Here is a 16,985-nt window from a genome sequence, read left to right as displayed (position 1 = left end):
TACCGTGGGGCGATCGCATCCAAGCGACCATGTTTCCAGCAAATGCGTCAGCAGATCCTGGGCGTTGGTGTCCTGATGCTCCCTCAGCCAGCGACTCGGAGCGTCGTTGCCCAGATAGTGGTTGATGGATCGGGCAATGGCGCTGCAGGCTGCCTGGATGCCGAGCGTCGAGTCGCCACGCGCCGCCTGGGCGCCCTCGATATTGGCATAGGCACAGGCATAACGACCCTGAGCATTGATCACCTGCATCATCGCCAGCAGCGTGGTGGTCTTGCCCGTCTGGCGCGGGGCATGGAGGACAAAATACCGCTTCTGCTCGATCAGCGCCTGCAGATCCTCCCAGTCGATGCGACTCAAGGGGTCAATGGCATAGTGATCGGCAGGGACCGTGGGTCCGGCATTGTTGAAGAAGCGAGGCATGACCGCAGTATAGGACGGAATCTCTCTGGTAAACCAATACCTGCGTCCAAAAGACAGGGACAGGCCTGTGGGAGAAAACGCTGCAGCAGGGCTGATGCAGGAGCGGGCCTGCCCACGAAGACGTTCGGCACCGCGCTTCAGCTCCATGCGCTCCGCCTTTCGCCGCCCTGGACGGCTCCCACGGTGTTATCACCTTGACTTGCTGCTTGCTCCGGACGAGAAAAACAATAGATAATGCTTCTCATTACGATTCACTGAAATGAGGAGAAAAACATGCGAGTGGCCATCTACTTTGGAACCACCAGTGGCAGCACATTGCATGTGGCAGAAATGATCCGGGATGCCCTCCAACCCATGTCGGTGGATCTGCTGGATGTGGCTACCCTCGACAATGCCCACAGCATGACGGACTACGATCTGCTCATCTGGGGGGCGCCCACCTGGGGTTACGGGGATCTTCAGGATGACTGGGAAGATTTCATCGACCACCTGGACGACGTGGATCTGTCGGGCCTGCCGGTGGCGTTGTTCGGCCTGGGCGATCAGTATGGATACGGTGAGGTGTTCGTGGATGCCATGCGCATCCTGCACGACAAGGCGCAGGCTCGCGGCGCAAGAATTCTTGGTTACTGGCCGATCGATGAACACTACGACTTTGAGCACTCCCTGGCCGTGATCGACGACCATTTCTGCGGTCTGGCCCTGGACGAAGACAACCAGAGCGAATTCACCGATGCCCGCGTGGCCACCTGGTGTCGACAGCTTCAGGCGGTGGTCTTCCCCTGACAGCCCCCCACCCGCAGCCACGTGCCGCGGGTGGGTATGGCGGCTGCTACTGCTGCGCCGCGGACCTGGCCTCCTCGGACGTGATCCCGCCCCAGGTCATCACCATATTGATGTCCGGGGTGCCAAAAAGCGTTTCGAATGATTTGGTGGGCAAGGTCTCCACCATCTCGTCTTGCAGCGACTGACGCCGCGCCTCCAGCTCGGGCGTCATTTCTCCGGCACGACGAAGGGTTCGCAGCTCAAACCAGTCCTCGGGCCAGAGTTGCGGGTCCAGGGCAACCGTGACGGTCTGCATGGTGGATTTGCGCAATAACTGAATGCGGAAACTCTCCACGGCGTGCTCCATCCCCGCCGGTCGCGGCGTGCGCGACTCGGGCTTCTCGCTCACCAGCACCAGATCCAGTGCATCGGTCACTCCGCCCATGGGGGCATGACTCAGCACCAGAAGATCGTTGGCCCGAGCGATCTCATCCTCCCCAAAGAGCAGGTCCAGACCATATTGCAGGGCCAGAAAGCCGACTGTGGCCGGACCGCATGGGTAGCCATGGTGGTCCAGCACCTGCGCCAGGCTGATGCTTCTGGCGACCCCGTCGGGGTGGATGACGTGTATGGGGGGGTGATCCTTCACCACCTGGGGCAGGTCATCGGACACGGCCTGTTTCAGCGGTAGCCCGGCCAGCAGGATGATGCACAGGGCAGAGGCAAGCACGAAACGACGAGGGGATGAATGCATGGACGATGCTCCTTGGGTAGGTGAAAACAACTTGCAATGAGTCACTGCTCGAATCTCTCCCGGTCGTGGAGCCTGTTCGTTCCCTGTGTGTGCGCCACAGCCTGCTGCCTGGAGGCTGGCAGAGGCGGATTCGCCCGGTTCATCCGGCGCCGGTTCGAGTAACGGGCGCCATGGGGCGTCGTCTTGGGAGATGAACGGCAGGAGAGCCAGCAGCATGCATCGTTGCGTTTCCGTCAAGCCAGGGTTACGGGTGATGTGATCCTCGCCGTGGGATCACATGGGTAACCGTTGCATGTGGCTGGCTGCGGGCTGGCTGATGATGCAAACGGGAATGGTTAACATTCTTGCATCATTCATCGAATGAGACAAGCACGCATGAATGGCAGATGGCCGGTTGCATTGTGCTGGAACAAAAACACTTGTGAGCGCCCATGAACTCTGCTAGAAATGGGAATGATTCGCATTATTTTGTTTCCAAAGGAGGATCTCATGCCCCAATCCGCCCCCCAGCCACACCCATCCAGCGCCCTGTGCCAACGTCTCGCCGACGAGCCGGGCGTCGTACTGGAACAGATCGCCCATGAGGAGAAACTCAGCCTTCTGGAGGTGGTGCGCTGCCTGCCCCAAAACCACTGGACGGAGGTCAGCGGGCGACACTACCTCAACGTCCTGTCCGCCCTGCCCTCCTGGGGAGAGGTGACCACGGTGCTGCACACCGCCGACGTCATCATGGAGTTCAAGGGCCCGTTTCCCTCCGGTCGGACCGGGCATGGCTTCTACAACCTCCAGGGCAAGACCGGCCTGTCGGGTCACCTGCGTCCTGAGCGCTGTCAGCACATCGTGTTCATGGAGCGCCCCTTCATGGGCATGGAGACGGCGTCCATCCAGTTCTTCAATGGTGAGGGAGAGGGGATCTTCAAGGTCTTCGTCGGTCGCGATGAACAGCGCCAGCTGCGGCAGGATCAGCTCCAGCACTTTTCCCGACTGCGCAACACCCTGACCGCCTTGGATCACGTCGAGCGGGAGGCCTCCGCATGAAGCTTGTCCTGATCTTCGGCGCCACCCGGGGCGTGGGGCTGGAAGTGGCCTACCGCTTGCGTGGGCGCAACCAGCCCGTGCTGGCATTGGTAAGGCCCAACAGCGAGCCCGCTCCCCTCAAGACCCTGGATGTCGAGATCATTCCGGGTGATGCCACCTGCTCCGGGGATGTGGAGCGTGCCTTCATGGCCCTGGGCACCGATGGGATCGTCATTTCCACGCTGGCCGGCAGGCTGGACGACGGCACTTACGTGGACGAGACAGGCAATCAGACGGTCATTGACGTGGCCCGACGCTATGCCCCCGAACGCCTGGTGCTGGTGACCGCCATTGGTTGCGGAGAGATGATGCCCTATCGCTCCGAGCAGGCCATTGCCGCCTTCGGGGATGTGGTGGAAGCCAAAACCCGAGCCGAGGACTACCTGCGCACGTCCGGCCTCCCCTACACCATCATTCGCCCGGGAGGCCTGCTATCCGCACCGGCCACCGGTCGGGCGATCCTCTCCACCAAGCCCACCATACACGGGATGATCACCCGGGCCGACGTGGCTTGCCTGATCGAGCGTGTGATCGATGAACACAATTCACTGGGCAAGGCTTTCGCAGCCGTGGATCTGGATCACTCACGACTTGATCCGGATCCGAGCAAAGATTCTCACGCCGAGCCCCTGACACCTTGACATCGTAATGATAATAATTATCATTCATTAAAGATTTGCCCAGCCCGCCAACGCCCCTCCCGGGCCAGGTAGCCAGCCAGGCCGCTTGTACCACAAGCATCCCGTGACCCCGACTCCATCGCCTGGAGGGCTTTCATGCCGCAACACCGTCATGCCATTCCTGTCATTGCCGCCTCCTTGACGCTGGCATTGCCCGCACACGCCGACACCCGGCCTGATCACGAACAGGTGGCCTCCCTCACCCTGCCCAGCATCATGGTGGAGTCCACCCGGGTACCGACGGCCCTGGATCAACTGGGGGCCCCCGTCGCCGTGCGTGACAGGGCCACCCTGGACCGGGATCAGGCAGCGGACCTGGCGGATGTATTGAATCGCATGCCGGGGGTGGATACCAGCGGCGGGCCCCGTACCACCGCCCTGCAACCCGTGATCCGCGGCCTCGGTGGCGAGCGGGTGGTCATCCGGGTGGATGGCGCGCGTCAGAATTTTGCTTCCGGTCACAAGGGCCGGGTGTTCCTGGATCCGTTTCTTCTGGAGCAGGCAGAAGTGCTGCGCGGGCCGTCCTCCAGCCTGTACGGCTCGGGTGCCCTGGGTGGCGTGGTGAACTTCCGCACCCGCGACCCGGAGAGTTTCCTGGGAGACGATGCCTTCGGCGGCCGCATCACCGCGGGTTACCAGGATCAGGGCAGCCAGCAACTGCTGTCGGCCATCGTGGCCGGACAGGGTGAGCGGGGCTCCTGGCTGGGCAGCATACTCCAGCGGGATCAGTCCGACCTGGAGGACGGCGTTGGCGACACCATCCGTTTCACCGGCGATGACATCACTTCCGGGCTGATCAAGGGCACGCTGCGTCCCGCACCGGACCATCGGCTTACCCTGAGCCTGCAGGGATTCCGTGATGACCATGAGATCCCGTCCAATGCCACGGCCTCGGGTACCGGCGGTGGCTCGGCCGGCATCATCGTGGATCGCCGTACCGATAGCCGCACCCAGACCCTGCGCTACCAGTTCACCCCGGACAACGACTGGGTGAACCTGGACGCCACCGTTTACGGCAACCAGGTGGAACTGGAGGAGACACGGGTCGACACCGACCGGTACGACGAGACCCGGCTGCGAACCGTGGGCCTGGACATGACCAATACCACCTGGCTGCGCACCGGCGCGGTGGATCACGAGTTGCTTGTCGGGCTGGAACATTACCGGGACCGTCAGCGGGGACGGCGTGACGGAGATCGGCGGCCCCAGTATCCCGATGCCCGCCAGGAGACCACCGGTGTGTTCATCACCGACCGCATCCTGATCGGTGAGCGTTGGGAGGTCTCTCCGGGGCTGCGCTACGACCGGTTCCACAAGGATGCCGACGATCAGCCCTCCATCACCGAATCGGAATGGTCAGGGCAGTTGACGGCCACCTTCATGGTGGCCCCGGGCTGGGATCTGTTCGGTGGCTATTCGGAGGCCTTCCGGGCGCCGTCCCTCACCAATCTCTACGTGGGCGGGGTGCATTTTGGCAACAACTTCTTCGAGCCCAACCCAGACCTCAAGCCCGAGAAGGCCCGCAACAAGGAACTGGGACTGAGCTACCACGGGCAGGGTATCTGGCAGGCCCAGGATCAGGTGCGGGCCCGGCTATCCATCTACCAGAACGATGTGGAGGACTACATCGATGAACAGGTGGAATCTGACCCTCCCGTGGGACCTCCACCTCCCGGTGGTCCAACCGGTCGCACCATTTCCGAGAACGTCAGGGATGCCCGTCTGCGCGGCCAGGAACTGGAATTCCAGTATCTGAACCCCGACTACTTCGTGGCCATGAACGCCAGTCGCATACGCGGGGATAACCGTACCGACGGGGAACCGCTGTCCGGCATCCCCGCGGACAGCCTCAGCCTGGAAGGTGGCATCCATGTCATGGGTGGGCAGCTCACCCTGGGTGGACGTCTGACCCGGGCCTGGTCCCAGGATCGCGTTCCCGATGGCGGCGAGTCCGCCGACGGTTACACCCTCACGGATCTCTTCATGACCCTGCAGCCCAGGGCGGCCGGCGAGCGCCTGCGACTGGATTTCGGCATCGACAACGTCACCGACAAGGCCTATCGCCCTCACCTCGCGTCCATCAACGACCCCGGCCGCAACGTGAAGATCCAGGCCAGTTACCGATTCTGAACACGGCATGTCCCTCAACAGGAGACAACCCACATGTCACACATCATTCAAACCCATGAAACATCCGCCCTGAATCACGTCACCGCCCGTGGACTCCCGGGCCAGGAGTCACGCCATGCATCGTCGTGACCTGTTGCGCTGGCTCGGAGGCGGTGCCCTGGGCATGATCTGCGGACCGCTGGCGGCCAGGCCCGCCTGTGCCGCCCACGACATGTATGTGGACGGGGGCCTGGTGGCCATCGGCGGGGGCCTGACGGAAACCATCTTTGCCCTGGGGGCCGGTGACCAGGTGCTGGGCGCGGATACCACAAGCACCTACCCGGAGCCCGCCAACGCCCTCCCCAGGGTGGGCTACCAGCACACGCTCACCCCGGAGAGCATCCTCTCCTTGCGGCCCGACGTCCTGATCCATGACGGTAGCGCCGGCCCGAGCACCACTCTGGAGCGTGTGGCCGGGGCAGGCGTCAAGCTGCTCACCGTCTCCGGGGAACCCAGCCTCAACGGCTTCAAGATCCGGGTGGTCACCCTGGGGTGCTGGCTGCGTGCCGAGGCCCGCGCCATGGAAATCATCCGGTCCGTGGAGGCGGACCTGGACGAGGCCCGGAAGATCCAGACCGATCTGGGGCGTCCGCCCCGGCTGGTCCTGCTCATGGCCCATGGCCAGGGTAATGCGGTGGCCGCCGGTCGCGATACCAAGGCAGATGCCCTGGCGCGCCTGTGCGGGGGCGAGAACGTGTTCCAGGATTATTCCGGTTATCGGCCCGTGTCCCGGGAAGGTGTCATGGCCCGGCGACCGGATGCCCTGATCATCTCCGGAGAGGCGGCGGCAGACTTTGGCGGCTCGCTGTCCCGGGTGCCCCAGTATGTGGGCGACACCCTGTTCCTGCTGGGCTTTGGCCCCCGACTGGGGGAGGCCGTGCTGGATGTCAGTCGCTTCCTGAACCAGGGCCTGGCCGGCCACCCCGTGGGCATCGGGCACTCATGAGCGCCGTGGCTCCCGAATGGGTGCGGGCCAGCCCGACCGTGAAGCCGGAAGGCTCCCGGTCCGCCCGTGCGCGCCTGGTGACCCTGTCCCTGATCCCGGCGGTGATCCTCGCCGCCATGCTCGGACTCACCACCGGTGCCGTGGCCATGACGCCCTGGGATGTACTGCGCATCCTCACCGGGCAACTGGACGATCCCTTCCTCCACGAGGTGATCTTCAATCTCCGACTGCCACGGGTGCTGGTGGCCATCACCGTGGGCGCTGCGCTGGCCATGAGCGGCGTGGCCCTGCAGGGGCTGTTCCGTAACCCCCTGGCCGACCCCGGCCTGATCGGCGTGTCGGCCGGTGCGGCGCTCGGGGCCGTGGCGGTGATCGTGCTGGGCACCACGGTGCTGGCCCCCCTGGTTCTGCCCCTGGGGGTGCTGGCGCTGCCCCTGGCGGCCTTCGCCGGTGGCCTGGCGACCACCTGGCTGGTGTATCGCCTGGCCAGCCGGGGGGGACATACCTCGGTGGCCACCCTGCTGCTGGGCGGCATTGCCATCAACGCCATCGCCGGCGCCGCCACCGGCATGCTGGTCTACATGGCCGACGATCAGCAACTGCGCACACTGACCTTCTGGAACATGGGGTCCCTGGCCCATGCAGGCTGGGCCCTGTGGGCGGTCAGTGCAGGCTTCGTGGTGCTGGCCCTGGCCGCCCTGCCCTTCATCGCCCGCGCCCTCAACGGCCTCATGCTCGGCGAATCCGTGGCCACCCATCTGGGTTTCCCGGTACACCGCATCAAGACCCTGGTGGTGATCACCGCTGCCCTGGCGGTGGGCGCCTCGGTGGCCATCGCCGGCATCATCGGTTTCGTGGGACTGGTGGTGCCCCATCTGCTGCGCCTGACCATTGGCCCGGACCACCGCTATCTGCTGCCCGCCTCGGCCCTGGGTGGCGCCCTGTTGCTGCTGCTGGCCGATGCCCTGGCCCGGGTGATCGTTTCTCCGGCGGAACTGCCCATCGGGCTTTTGACCGCCCTGCTGGGCGGCCCCTTCTTCCTGTGGCTGTTGATGCGTCAGCAGGGGAGGCTTGGATGATGAACTCCCTGCTTCATGGGCGATGGCCCCTGCCCGCCGCCTGGCGGTCCCCGACGGTCCGCCCGTCGCCCATGCCGGCGCAGGCGACCTCGGACACGGGCATCCAGGTTCGTGATCTTCGGGTGGAACGCCAGGGCCGCACGCTGGTGGACAGGGCCCATCTGGATGTGGCACCGGGCACGGTGCATGCCCTGGTGGGCCCCAATGGTGCCGGCAAGAGCACCCTGCTGTCGGTGCTGGCGGGCGAAACCAGGCAGAACCACGGCCAGGTGACCTGGTCGGGACGGCCCCTGGATGACTGGTGCCCCAATGCCCTGGCCCGCTGTCGCGGCGTGCTGCCCCAGGAGGCGGTGGTCACCTTCCCGCTGACCGCCTGGGAGGTGGCGGAAATGGGCCGCCTGCCCCACCGCACCCCGGAACAGGATACCCCCATCGTGCACGAATGCCTGGAACGGGCCGGGGTGCTGCATCTCTCCGGTCGGGATTATCGCAGCCTGTCCGGCGGCGAACGCCAGCGGGTGCAAATGGCCCGGGTCATGGCCCAGGTGTATGAAACCGGCCCACAGCGCCCCGGGGTGCTGCTGCTGGATGAACCCACCTCGGCGCTGGACGTGCGTCATCAGCTGCGACTCATGGAGCTGCTGCGAACCGACGCCGCCAGGGGGCGCGCCATTCTCGTGGTGCTGCACGACCTGAATCTGGCCGCCGCCTTTGCCGATTGCATGACGATCCTCGAGGGCGGTCGCGTGGCAGACAGTGGCGCCCCGCGGGATGTCCTTGTGCCCGCCACCATCCGCCGGGTCTGGGGCGTCGACTGCGTGGTGGAAACGGACACACACACCCAGTGCCCCTGGGTGCGGTTGCGATATGGCACCCCCAAACCCCAATGCGAGCTGGAGGCTTCGCCATGATTGCCCATCCAACGCGTTCCCCCCAAGCCACCTCCCACGGTCACGGAACCCCCGAGGGCCGTCCTCCGCTGCATTACGAGAAGCGGCTGCGCAGCCACCACGACGCCCTGGCCCCCCTGCATGGCCTCTCGGGCGGTGCCGTGACGCTGGGCGAGCACCTGGACGGCCGTGAGGCCGACGCAAGGCCCCGGGCCATCTACGTGCACATCCCCTTCTGCCGAAAGCTCTGCCATTTCTGCAACATGCGGCGCATGAAGGGCGCACCCGATGACACCTATACCGAACGCCTCCTGCGTGACATGGAAGCCCTGACTCGCCTCCCCTATGTGGCCGATGGGCGCTACGGCGCCATCTATTTTGGTGGCGGCACCCCCAGCACGCTCAGCGCGGCGGCTCTCGAGCGCATCCTGGCGGGTCTGAAACAGTACTTTCAGCTCACCGATGATGTGGAAATCACCCTGGAGAGCAGCGTTACGGAACTCACCGAGGAGAAACTTCAGGCCTGCATGAACGCGGGCGTGAATCGGGTCAGCCTGGGTGTGCAGACCTTCCATGATGCCGGGCGCCGCCTGCTGGGCCGCAGCGGCAACGGCCAGTGGATCGCCGAACGCATTCGCCGTTACCGTGCCCTGGGGCTGGACAACCTCGGGATGGACCTGATCTACCACTACCCGGAGCAGACACCCGAGGATCTGGCGGCCGATCTTCACAGGATTGCCGAGCTGGACCTGGCCGGCTTTTCCTTTTACGCGCTCATGGTGAGCGACAAGAGTCGGCTGGCCCACCAGCATCCCGAATGGACGACACAGACGGCGGACAGCCTGCGCCGGGAGTGGGGGCTATTCAGACAAATCATGGAGCACGCCCATCATCAGGGTTTCCAGTTGCTGGAGCTCACCAAACTGGCGCGTCCCGGGCGGGATCGCTACCGCTACGTGGATTTGCGCTACCAGGGAGGCGATACGCTGCCCCTGGGGGCCGGTGCCGGTGGGCGGCTCGGCGGCATGATGTTGATGAATCCCCTGGCACCGGAAGCCTATGAACAGGCGGTGAATCACCCGGGCGAGCGCCAGGGGCTGGCCACCCGGGACCCTTACCCGGCCTTTTACCGCTTTATCGGCGGCATCCAGTTCGGGCAGGTGGACCTAAGCCTCCTGCCGGCCCCCTGCCGGTCGCCGGTGGCAGCCGTGTGCGCCGAACGCACGGCCCAGGGCCTGCTCACACCGGTGGACGGCGAGCGCCTGATCCTCACCATGGAGGGCGTGTTCTGGGGCAACAATCTGGCCGCGGAACTGACCGCCACCGCCATCAACGCGTGGCAAAGGGGCACCGACCAGGCCGACTGAACCGCCTGCCACGCAGCAGCTATCCCTTCATCCTCGGTCACCGCCGCCCATGGCGGCATCATCCGCTGGAAGGCCGCTGGCCTTTCAGCTTTTTACCTGTCCGTCCCTTCTGGAGGAGCAACGCATGAAACAATACCAAGAAGACCATTCCCCGCGCCGTCGTCTGTCCGGGCGCCCTGCCGGGAAACTGCTCATGTCACTGCCCTTGATCGGCGCCTTGGGGCTGGCTGCCGGGCCGCAGGCGGTATCCGCGGACATGCTGCAAAGAGCCACCGAGGCAGGCTGCATGGGATGTCATTTCGTGGATCGGGATCATCCGGTCGGGCCCAGTTACCAGGACGTGGCGGAGCGCTATCGCGGACAGAATGTCACGGACAAGCTGGTGGCAAAGGTCAGGGAGGGGGGTTCGGGTGAATGGGGGCAACAGTTCATGACCCCCAACGCCTGGGTGGATGATCATTTCGGCGAGGGCACCCTGGAGAGCCTGGTGGAATGGATTCTGTCTCAATAGCCTGAACGAAAAGGAGCGGCTCAACCCTTTCGGGCAGGCCGCTCCTCTATCTCGTAGGTTTGTCTTGTCACTTGAGCCGTTTCCGCAATCAATCACCTCCTGCCAGGTTGGGTGGGTGGGATGGCCCCTTGAGGGCGATGAAACGCGCGGGGTGCGCCAGAAAAAAGTGCCGCCGACCTCAACGGGAAAAAAAGCCGGCAGCACCCCGGTGCCTGACATCAAATGTAACTGATTCTCCTTATAGTTAATTCGCACTACCTGTCAACCTTCCAATGCCATCTTAATCAATAAAATGATTTTCATTCATCATATTGAAGAGTGTGGCCGGACAGGGCATGCTTGAGCCATGAACCTCATCGTCGCATCCATTCCCGGGCGCCTGCGTCTGCGTGACAAGGGCCTGCAAGAATCCTCCACGCTCAGGACGCTGGAATCCCTGTTCCAGGATCATCCCGCCGTTACCGGGTTGAGGGGCAACCGCCGGGCCGGCAGTCTGGTGGTGGAATATGACGTGGCACGCCTGCCCAGGGCACGGATGGAGCAGGAGGCCCTGGAGATCGCCCGACCTCATCTGGGCATGCCCCCTGCCGCCCCCGGTGCCAAGCGGAGCACGCCGGCACGCCCACCCCGTCGCCGGGGACCGCGTCCGTTGCGGATGCGGGTGAACCGGGTGGCCAAGGTGGCCATGCTGGTCAGCCTGGGCGTCTCCCTGGCGGTGGCGGAATTAAGGCCTCGGGGATGGAAGCACTGGCATGCCACCACCGGCTGGGCCTTCGTGGTGGCACTGGCCGTGCACCTCTACGTGTATCGACGTCATCTGGTGCGATAGCCCGGGGTGAGGCGGGCGCCTCACCCCGGGCCACCCTCACTTGCGATGGGCGGCTTCCGGGGCCACCGACGGCGCGCGGGCCGGTGCGGCTGAAGGAGACGCCGATCTGACTCCGCGACGTGCAAACCTGAGCAAGGCCGTCGCACACAGGATCAGCACCAGCATGGGCCCGAAGGGCTGGTCCACGGCGACCGCCACGACGAAGGCAATCACATATGCCACCACCGCCAGCCCTGCGGCAATGATCAGCACGTTGCGCCAGCCCTGGGCCACCCCCCAGGCCACCCAGGCGGGGATGAAGAGCAGCGCGAAGGCCGCCATCACACCAAAGGCCGTGGTGGCCACGGCAACGATGGCCACCACCAGCCAGTCGAAGGCCACCCGGTGCCGCCAGGCGGGAATGCCGTTGGCGGAGAAATAGTCCGGGAAGAAACGGTCCATGAGCAGGCGCTGGCTCAGCCAGGACATGCACAGCGTGCCGATCACCAGCAGGGCCAGAGCGCCCAGCAAATGGGCCTGGCCAGTGAAGTACAGCTGCCCGTCCATGAGGGACTGGCCCACCATCTCTCCATGGGCACTGAAGGATCCGGCCACCAGGGCCACACCCCAGCCCAGCAGGATGAAGATGACGAAGTGATGATTGCCCGGGTTGGCCAGCAGCCCCTTGACCGTGGCCACCAGCCCGGCCGCGGCCAGGGCACCGAGCATGACGGGGGCATGGAGCACCACGGCCACCACCGCCCCGGCGGCGGCCACCTGGGCATAAGCCAGGGCCGCCAGCCACTCCTCCCGCAGGCGCAGATACACGCCGGCAATGGCGGCCACCGGTGCCAGCAACAGACCGGTGATGAAGGGCAATCGAAACAGGGGGTCAAACAGTAATTCCAGCATCAGGCACTCACCGAGACAACGCGGGAACAGATGGCATCGATGAAGGATGCCTCGTGACTGACCACCAGGATGGTGCGGCCCGCCTGATCCTTGCGGATGAGGTTGGCCAGCGCCTCCACCGTGGCGGGATCCAGGTTATTCGTGGGCTCGTCCAGCAGCACCACCTCCGCCCCGCTCCCCAGGCAGGCCCAGATCTGCAGGATCTGGAACTGCCCGCCACTGAGCTGATCCACGCGACCGTCCAGCAGCCGGGCGATCTGCGGTGGTGGTGTCTGGCGCGAGGCCCCGGTGAGAGTCACCAGGTCATGACCGGAGAGGGGGCATTCAGCCGGTCGAACCGGCTGCTGGCGATGATGGGCCAACTCAATGCCGGGCGCGGTTTCCAGTCGGCCCCGAAAGATCCTGGCGTGCCCGGTGATGGCCTTGATGAGGGTGGACTTGCCCGCCCCATTGCTGCCCAAAAGCCCCAGGACCTCGCCACGAAAAAGTTCAAAGGTGACGGGGCCGACCACCGGGTGTTCATACCCGGCGACGACCCCGTGGCACCGCAACAAGGCTTCACTCTTCATGCTTTAGAGTTTACCTGCCATGGCGTCCACCCACTGCCCGATCAGATCAAAGTAATCGTCCGCGGTGGCGCCCACCTCCGGATCCAGCGGCAGGGCATACACGGGCCAGTCCAGTTGCTCGCCCACGAAACGGGGGCCCCGTTCCTGATGGAAGGTGGCACGGATCACCACGCCATCCCGGCCTTCCAGATCACGCACCAGATCACGCAGATGACGGGCGGTGGGGGGAATGCCCGGCAGCGGCTCCACATAGCCGAGCACAGGGACATCGAGGCGCTTGGCCAGGTAGTCGGCATCCTCATGGAAGAACACGACACCCGGTGCATCGGCCACCCGCTCCCGCCAGACGGGCAGGTGCTCCTCCACCTTGCGCTCGAAGGCCTCGGCATTGGCGCGGAACAGCTCGGCATTGGCGGAATCGAAGCGGATCAGCCGCTCGGCCAGGGCGTGGGCCACCTGGGCCATGCGCACCGGATCCATGTTCACATGGGGGTTACCTGCCGGGTGCACGTCACCCAGCGCCCGGTCGGCGGGGCCGCCCACGCCGATCAGGTCCACCTGCGCGGCAGCCTCGAAATAACCGGTGCGGCCGGGGAAGACGCCGGGGTTGTTGGCGCCGCGAATGGCAGCGGGCAGCCAGCCCACTTCAAGCTCGGCACCGACCGCGACCACCAGATCCGCGCCCCGCATGGCCGCCATCATGCTGGGCCGGGCCTGCAGATAATGGGCGTCGCGATCCGCCGGCGCCAGCACCCGCACCGACACGGCATCGCCGCCCACCGTTTCCGCCAGCATGCCCATGGCAGGCGTGGTCGCCACTACATTCACAGCGGCCTGGGCGGTGGCGGTGGACACCAGCAACACCAGGCCAATCAGCCATTTATACATCATCGTATCTCCCTTGAGGTATGAAATCGGGACTGCGGCCACCGGACCGGTTCGCTGACCCCCGGTGACCGCATTTCTCTGGTCTTGAACTTAGAATTCGTGGGCACCGTGCACGCCGAGCGCCATCTGGAACTGCAGCATGAAGGACCAGCCGTCACCGTCATCGCCATCTTCGGTGGCAAAGTCGGAACGGTTTACCTGACCTCGCAGCATGGAGAACTCGGTGGGGCGGAAGGTCACGTTGCCGGCGTAGCGGTAGGAGGTGCCGAAGGAGGCAAATCCATCGTCCTCCACCTGGGCGTTGTCATTGGTCATGCCCAGGGCCTCGGCCCGCAGACCCAGTTGCCAGCGCGGGGCGATGCCATAAACACCTTGAAGATAGAGACCGTCCTGCTTGGATTTGCGGGCCAGGTGTTTGGTCTCCTCCAGCACCCCGTTGTTGACCCCCGAAAATTTAAATTCCCTGAAATCTGCGTCAATCTGCCGGTAGAAGTACTCCCCCTGAAGCGTCAGGTCACCATGACCAAAGGAGCGACCCGCATCATACTTGTAGACCGCATCCACCCCGGCAAACCAGGCATCACCGTCCCAGGTCTCGTAGCGCAGGCTGGAATGGAGGTCGTCTCGCTGGAAGGCGCGGGCATAGCCGTAAGAAAGACCGAACTGGGCGGCATGGTCATAACCCAGATCCGGACCAAACTTGGCAAAGCCGGTGATCAGACGCGGACCCGAGACGTCATCGAAGGGGGTGTCAGCGCGCCAGCGTTGACGAGCTGGCCGATCGGGGTCGTGACCTGGGTCTAATTGGTTACCCAACTCTCCTGGCAATACAGTATGGTGAGACACCCGTCCACTGCCCTCATAGGCGGCGATGCCACTGGTCTCCCCCTGCAACAACTCCACGCCAAACCGGCTGTAGAACGGCGTGTTCGGCATCCACGTCAACTGCACCCCCTTCTCCTGCAGGCCGTGATCACCAAACAGGAATTCGTTGACCAACGGGCGATCCACGAAGGCCCAGTCGTGGGGGTGCTGGGAGTTGATGTAGCCAATGTCGGAGAGGAACTTGCCCGCCTTGATCTGCAGGCCCGCCGGGAGGTTGCGGGTGGTGGCGTAGGCCTCTTCCACCTCGATGTTGTGCTCATCCAGGGCCAGCATCACGAAGGCATCGAAATAATTGTCCACCGAGGCACTGAAGGCCAGCTCGATCTCCCGCAGGTTGAAACCCTCGTCCAGATCATGGCCATGGTCATGCCCGCCATGACCGTGATCGTGGCCCGCCTCGAATCCCGCAGGGTCATCCACGTGACCACTGAACTCGTTGAAATACACGGTATCCACGATGACGGAGATATCAGGGTTGAAGGCCGATCCCGAGGTCACCTGGTGGGTGCCTCCCAGGGGCAGGGGGGCCAGGCGTGCACCCGGGAGCTGGCTGTCCCGGAACATATCCTGTGCCATGACCGGCATGGAAAACGACATCAGCACCGCGGCGGGCAGGGCGCGTTTGAGAGAAGGCATCGTGGGCGAGCTCCTGTGAGTGTGTGGTGAACTGAGAATCTTTTCGTTCGGATGGGTTATACCATAGCTCAAGGAGATCGAAAAAGGGCGAGGGCACTCACACTTGACCGCGCCCCAGGATGCGACGCAACTTTCGGGTTCTAGAGCCCCTTGGGAGGGAGCGGTGGATACGGCGTGCTCAGGCTTGCCGGCAGGCGGGAGGCCCCCATCAGCCACAGGTCGATCTGGCGCGCCACGTCACGCCCTTCCCCGATGGCCCATACCACCAGGGACTGCCCACGGCTGGCATCGCCCGCCACGAAGACGCCGGGCACCGGGGTCATCTTGCGCGCGTCCGCCTCCAGGGTGTGACGCGGGGTGAGGGTCAGGCGCGGATCGTTCAGGCAGGCGGCTTCAGGGCCCTCGAAGCCGATGGCGATCAGCACCTTGTGGGCGGGCAGGATGATACCGCTCTCCCGCACGATCTTGTCGGTCCGACGTCCCTGGTCATCCCGCTTCCAGTCCACCCGTTCCAGTTCCAGGGCATCGACCCGGCCATCCTGATCCTGATCGAGAAAGGCCGCCACATTGAGACTGAAGGCCTCCTCGCCACCTTCCTGCAGGGCATAAGTCTGCTGGCGGACCTGGGGTGACTGGGGCCAGGGGTTATCCGCCTGGCGCGTGTCGGGCAGCGGGGGATTGATGCTGATCTGCACAACTGAGCTCGCACCTTGACGGTGGGCCGTGGCCACACAGTCGGCGCCGGTATCCCCTCCCCCGAGCACCACCACACGCCGGCCCTGCGCATTCATGGCCGCGTCCAGGGGCTCACCGGCCTGATGGCGGTTTTCGGCACACAGGTATTCCATGCCGAACAGAACACCCTGAAGTTCGCGGCCCGGCACCGGCACGTCCCGTGGGCGGCGTGCACCGATGGCCAGGCAGACGGCATCGAACCGCGCCTTGAGCTCATCAATGGACACATCCTCTCCCACAGCCACACCACAGCGAAACTCGATGCCCTCGTCACGGAGCTGCTGCACCCGGCGCGCCACCTGGTGTTTGGCAAACTTGAAATCCGGGATGCCATAGAGCATCAGCCCACCGATGGCATCATCCCGCTCGAACACCGTCACCCGGTGCCCGGCCCGGTTCAGTTGCTGGGCCGCCGCCAGGCCGGCCGGGCCACTGCCCACCACCGCCACCTGCCTGCCGGACCGCTGCGATGGAGGCTCGGGACGTATCCAGCCCGCCTCCCAGCCCTGATCCACGATGGCCCGCTCGATGTCCTTGATGGTCACCGCGTCATCGTTGATGGCCAGGGTGCAGGCCGTCTCGCAGGGCGCCGGGCAGGTGTAGCCGGTGAACTCGGGGAAATTGTTGGTGGCATGCAGGCGTGCCAGGGCTTCCCGCCAGGCACCCCGGGACACCAGATCGTTCCAGTCCGGGATGATATTGCCGATGGGACAACCCGCCATGCAGGTGGGGATGCCGCAATCCATGCAGCGTTCCCCCTGGGTGCGCAACTGCGCCGGATCCCACCGGAACCGATAGATCTGGTGAAAATCCGCCACACGCGACGCCGGCTCACGATAGCCGATGGGCCGCCGGGGATGACGCAGGAATCCATCAGGATGGTTCTCGGACATG

Annotated in this window: 16 protein-coding genes and 1 pseudogene; 10 read left to right on the top strand and 7 right to left on the bottom strand. The window is 64.6% G+C overall.

Features of this window, described 5'->3' with window-relative positions:
- Positions 1-420 (bottom strand): annotated as a pseudogene (locus LPW30_RS10120) (ATP-binding protein); the annotation flags it as partial.
- A 273-nt stretch (positions 421-693) separates the two neighbouring features.
- On the opposite strand from LPW30_RS10120, the gene LPW30_RS10115 reads away from it, so the two are divergent.
- Positions 694-1,206 (top strand): flavodoxin, encoded by a 513-nt coding sequence (locus LPW30_RS10115; RefSeq protein WP_025282933.1) that lies wholly within the window; start codon positions 694-696, stop codon positions 1,204-1,206.
- Positions 1,207-1,252: 46 nt separating this feature from the next.
- Here the strand turns inward: LPW30_RS10115 and LPW30_RS10110 are convergent, their stop codons facing one another.
- Positions 1,253-1,939, bottom strand: coding sequence for a hypothetical protein (locus LPW30_RS10110; RefSeq protein WP_025282934.1), 687 nt, complete (start codon positions 1,937-1,939; stop codon positions 1,253-1,255).
- Between the two features lie 489 nt (positions 1,940-2,428).
- Between LPW30_RS10110 and hutX the strand changes: the two genes are divergently transcribed.
- The 9 genes from hutX (at position 2,429) to LPW30_RS10065 (ending at position 11,487) form a co-directional block, all read left to right on the top strand.
- Positions 2,429-2,977 (top strand): heme utilization cystosolic carrier protein HutX, encoded by a 549-nt coding sequence (gene hutX / locus LPW30_RS10105; RefSeq protein ID WP_239680776.1) that lies wholly within the window; start codon positions 2,429-2,431, stop codon positions 2,975-2,977.
- Complete coding sequence (locus LPW30_RS10100) at positions 2,974-3,657, top strand: SDR family oxidoreductase (RefSeq protein WP_239680775.1); 684 nt, start codon at positions 2,974-2,976, stop codon at positions 3,655-3,657. The genes hutX and LPW30_RS10100 overlap by 4 nt, the downstream gene beginning before the upstream one ends.
- Positions 3,658-3,792: 135 nt before the next feature.
- Complete coding sequence (locus LPW30_RS10095) at positions 3,793-5,826, top strand: TonB-dependent hemoglobin/transferrin/lactoferrin family receptor (RefSeq protein WP_239680774.1); 2,034 nt, start codon at positions 3,793-3,795, stop codon at positions 5,824-5,826.
- 115 nt (positions 5,827-5,941) lie between these two features.
- A complete protein-coding gene (locus LPW30_RS10090) occupies positions 5,942-6,811 on the top strand; it encodes a heme/hemin ABC transporter substrate-binding protein (RefSeq protein ID WP_239680773.1) in 870 nt (289 codons plus the stop codon).
- Entirely contained in the window at positions 6,808-7,890 is a 1,083-nt protein-coding gene (locus tag LPW30_RS10085) for a FecCD family ABC transporter permease (protein WP_239680772.1), read from the top strand. Before LPW30_RS10090 ends, LPW30_RS10085 begins: the two co-directional genes overlap by 4 nt.
- Positions 7,887-8,801 carry a heme ABC transporter ATP-binding protein gene (locus LPW30_RS10080; RefSeq protein WP_239680771.1) on the top strand — a complete coding sequence of 305 codons (915 nt, stop codon included), beginning with the start codon at positions 7,887-7,889 and terminating at the stop codon, positions 8,799-8,801. The genes LPW30_RS10085 and LPW30_RS10080 overlap by 4 nt, the downstream gene beginning before the upstream one ends.
- Positions 8,798-10,147 carry a coproporphyrinogen-III oxidase family protein gene (locus tag LPW30_RS10075; RefSeq protein ID WP_239680770.1) on the top strand — a complete coding sequence of 450 codons (1,350 nt, stop codon included), beginning with the start codon at positions 8,798-8,800 and terminating at the stop codon, positions 10,145-10,147. The genes LPW30_RS10080 and LPW30_RS10075 overlap by 4 nt, the downstream gene beginning before the upstream one ends.
- 124 nt (positions 10,148-10,271) lie before the next feature.
- Positions 10,272-10,658 (top strand): c-type cytochrome, encoded by a 387-nt coding sequence (locus LPW30_RS10070; RefSeq protein ID WP_051582648.1) that lies wholly within the window; start codon positions 10,272-10,274, stop codon positions 10,656-10,658.
- Between the two features lie 346 nt (positions 10,659-11,004).
- Positions 11,005-11,487 carry a hypothetical protein gene (locus tag LPW30_RS10065; RefSeq protein WP_025282943.1) on the top strand — a complete coding sequence of 161 codons (483 nt, stop codon included), beginning with the start codon at positions 11,005-11,007 and terminating at the stop codon, positions 11,485-11,487.
- Positions 11,488-11,523: 36 nt separating this feature from the next.
- Here LPW30_RS10065 and LPW30_RS10060 read toward each other — a convergent pair whose 3' ends face one another.
- The 5 genes from LPW30_RS10060 to LPW30_RS10040 form a co-directional block, all read right to left on the bottom strand.
- Positions 11,524-12,378, bottom strand: coding sequence for a metal ABC transporter permease (locus LPW30_RS10060; protein WP_025282944.1), 855 nt, complete (start codon positions 12,376-12,378; stop codon positions 11,524-11,526).
- Positions 12,378-12,947, bottom strand: a complete 570-nt coding sequence (locus tag LPW30_RS10055; RefSeq protein WP_238624988.1) for an ATP-binding cassette domain-containing protein — start codon at positions 12,945-12,947, stop codon at positions 12,378-12,380. The genes LPW30_RS10060 and LPW30_RS10055 overlap by 1 nt, the downstream gene beginning before the upstream one ends.
- 3 nt (positions 12,948-12,950) lie before the next feature.
- Positions 12,951-13,838, bottom strand: coding sequence for a metal ABC transporter substrate-binding protein (locus tag LPW30_RS10050; protein WP_338018817.1), 888 nt, complete (start codon positions 13,836-13,838; stop codon positions 12,951-12,953).
- Positions 13,839-13,925: 87 nt separating this feature from the next.
- Positions 13,926-15,356: a TonB-dependent receptor gene (locus LPW30_RS10045; protein WP_239680769.1), complete on the bottom strand. Its 1,431-nt coding sequence runs from the start codon at positions 15,354-15,356 to the stop codon at positions 13,926-13,928.
- A gap of 140 nt (positions 15,357-15,496) precedes the next feature.
- The gene (locus tag LPW30_RS10040) at positions 15,497-16,984 is read right to left on the bottom strand and encodes a glutamate synthase subunit beta (RefSeq protein ID WP_239680768.1); all 1,488 of its coding nucleotides are present in this window, start codon (positions 16,982-16,984) and stop codon (positions 15,497-15,499) included.
- Position 16,985 lies beyond the last annotated feature (1 nt).

Source organism: Ectothiorhodospira variabilis, from assembly GCF_022227625.1.
In the GTDB taxonomy this organism is placed as follows: Bacteria; Pseudomonadota; Gammaproteobacteria; order Ectothiorhodospirales; family Ectothiorhodospiraceae; genus Ectothiorhodospira; species Ectothiorhodospira haloalkaliphila.
Note: the sequence above shows the minus strand (reverse complement) of the source record. Positions and strands in the feature narration are given on the sequence as shown.

What these genes read in the sequence shown, in the direction of transcription:
- LPW30_RS10070 (WP_051582648.1), top strand. Translation starts at nt 10,272, where the DNA reads ATGAAACAATACCAAGAAGACCATTCCCCGCGCCGTCGTCTGTCCGGG.
- LPW30_RS10085 (WP_239680772.1), top strand. Translation starts at nt 6,808, where the DNA reads ATGAGCGCCGTGGCTCCCGAATGGGTGCGGGCCAGCCCGACCGTGAAG.
- LPW30_RS10100 (WP_239680775.1), top strand. Translation starts at nt 2,974, where the DNA reads ATGAAGCTTGTCCTGATCTTCGGCGCCACCCGGGGCGTGGGGCTGGAA.
- LPW30_RS10060 (WP_025282944.1), bottom strand. Translation starts at nt 12,378, where the DNA reads ATGCTGGAATTACTGTTTGACCCCCTGTTTCGATTGCCCTTCATCACC.
- LPW30_RS10080 (WP_239680771.1), top strand. Translation starts at nt 7,887, where the DNA reads ATGATGAACTCCCTGCTTCATGGGCGATGGCCCCTGCCCGCCGCCTGG.
- LPW30_RS10075 (WP_239680770.1), top strand. Translation starts at nt 8,798, where the DNA reads ATGATTGCCCATCCAACGCGTTCCCCCCAAGCCACCTCCCACGGTCAC.
- LPW30_RS10040 (WP_239680768.1), bottom strand. Translation starts at nt 16,984, where the DNA reads ATGTCCGAGAACCATCCTGATGGATTCCTGCGTCATCCCCGGCGGCCC.
- LPW30_RS10095 (WP_239680774.1), top strand. Translation starts at nt 3,793, where the DNA reads ATGCCGCAACACCGTCATGCCATTCCTGTCATTGCCGCCTCCTTGACG.
- LPW30_RS10055 (WP_238624988.1), bottom strand. Translation starts at nt 12,947, where the DNA reads ATGAAGAGTGAAGCCTTGTTGCGGTGCCACGGGGTCGTCGCCGGGTAT.
- hutX (WP_239680776.1), top strand. Translation starts at nt 2,429, where the DNA reads ATGCCCCAATCCGCCCCCCAGCCACACCCATCCAGCGCCCTGTGCCAA.
- LPW30_RS10045 (WP_239680769.1), bottom strand. Translation starts at nt 15,356, where the DNA reads ATGCCTTCTCTCAAACGCGCCCTGCCCGCCGCGGTGCTGATGTCGTTT.
- LPW30_RS10110 (WP_025282934.1), bottom strand. Translation starts at nt 1,939, where the DNA reads ATGCATTCATCCCCTCGTCGTTTCGTGCTTGCCTCTGCCCTGTGCATC.
- LPW30_RS10050 (WP_338018817.1), bottom strand. Translation starts at nt 13,838, where the DNA reads ATGATGTATAAATGGCTGATTGGCCTGGTGTTGCTGGTGTCCACCGCC.
- LPW30_RS10065 (WP_025282943.1), top strand. Translation starts at nt 11,005, where the DNA reads ATGAACCTCATCGTCGCATCCATTCCCGGGCGCCTGCGTCTGCGTGAC.
- LPW30_RS10115 (WP_025282933.1), top strand. Translation starts at nt 694, where the DNA reads ATGCGAGTGGCCATCTACTTTGGAACCACCAGTGGCAGCACATTGCAT.
- LPW30_RS10090 (WP_239680773.1), top strand. Translation starts at nt 5,942, where the DNA reads ATGCATCGTCGTGACCTGTTGCGCTGGCTCGGAGGCGGTGCCCTGGGC.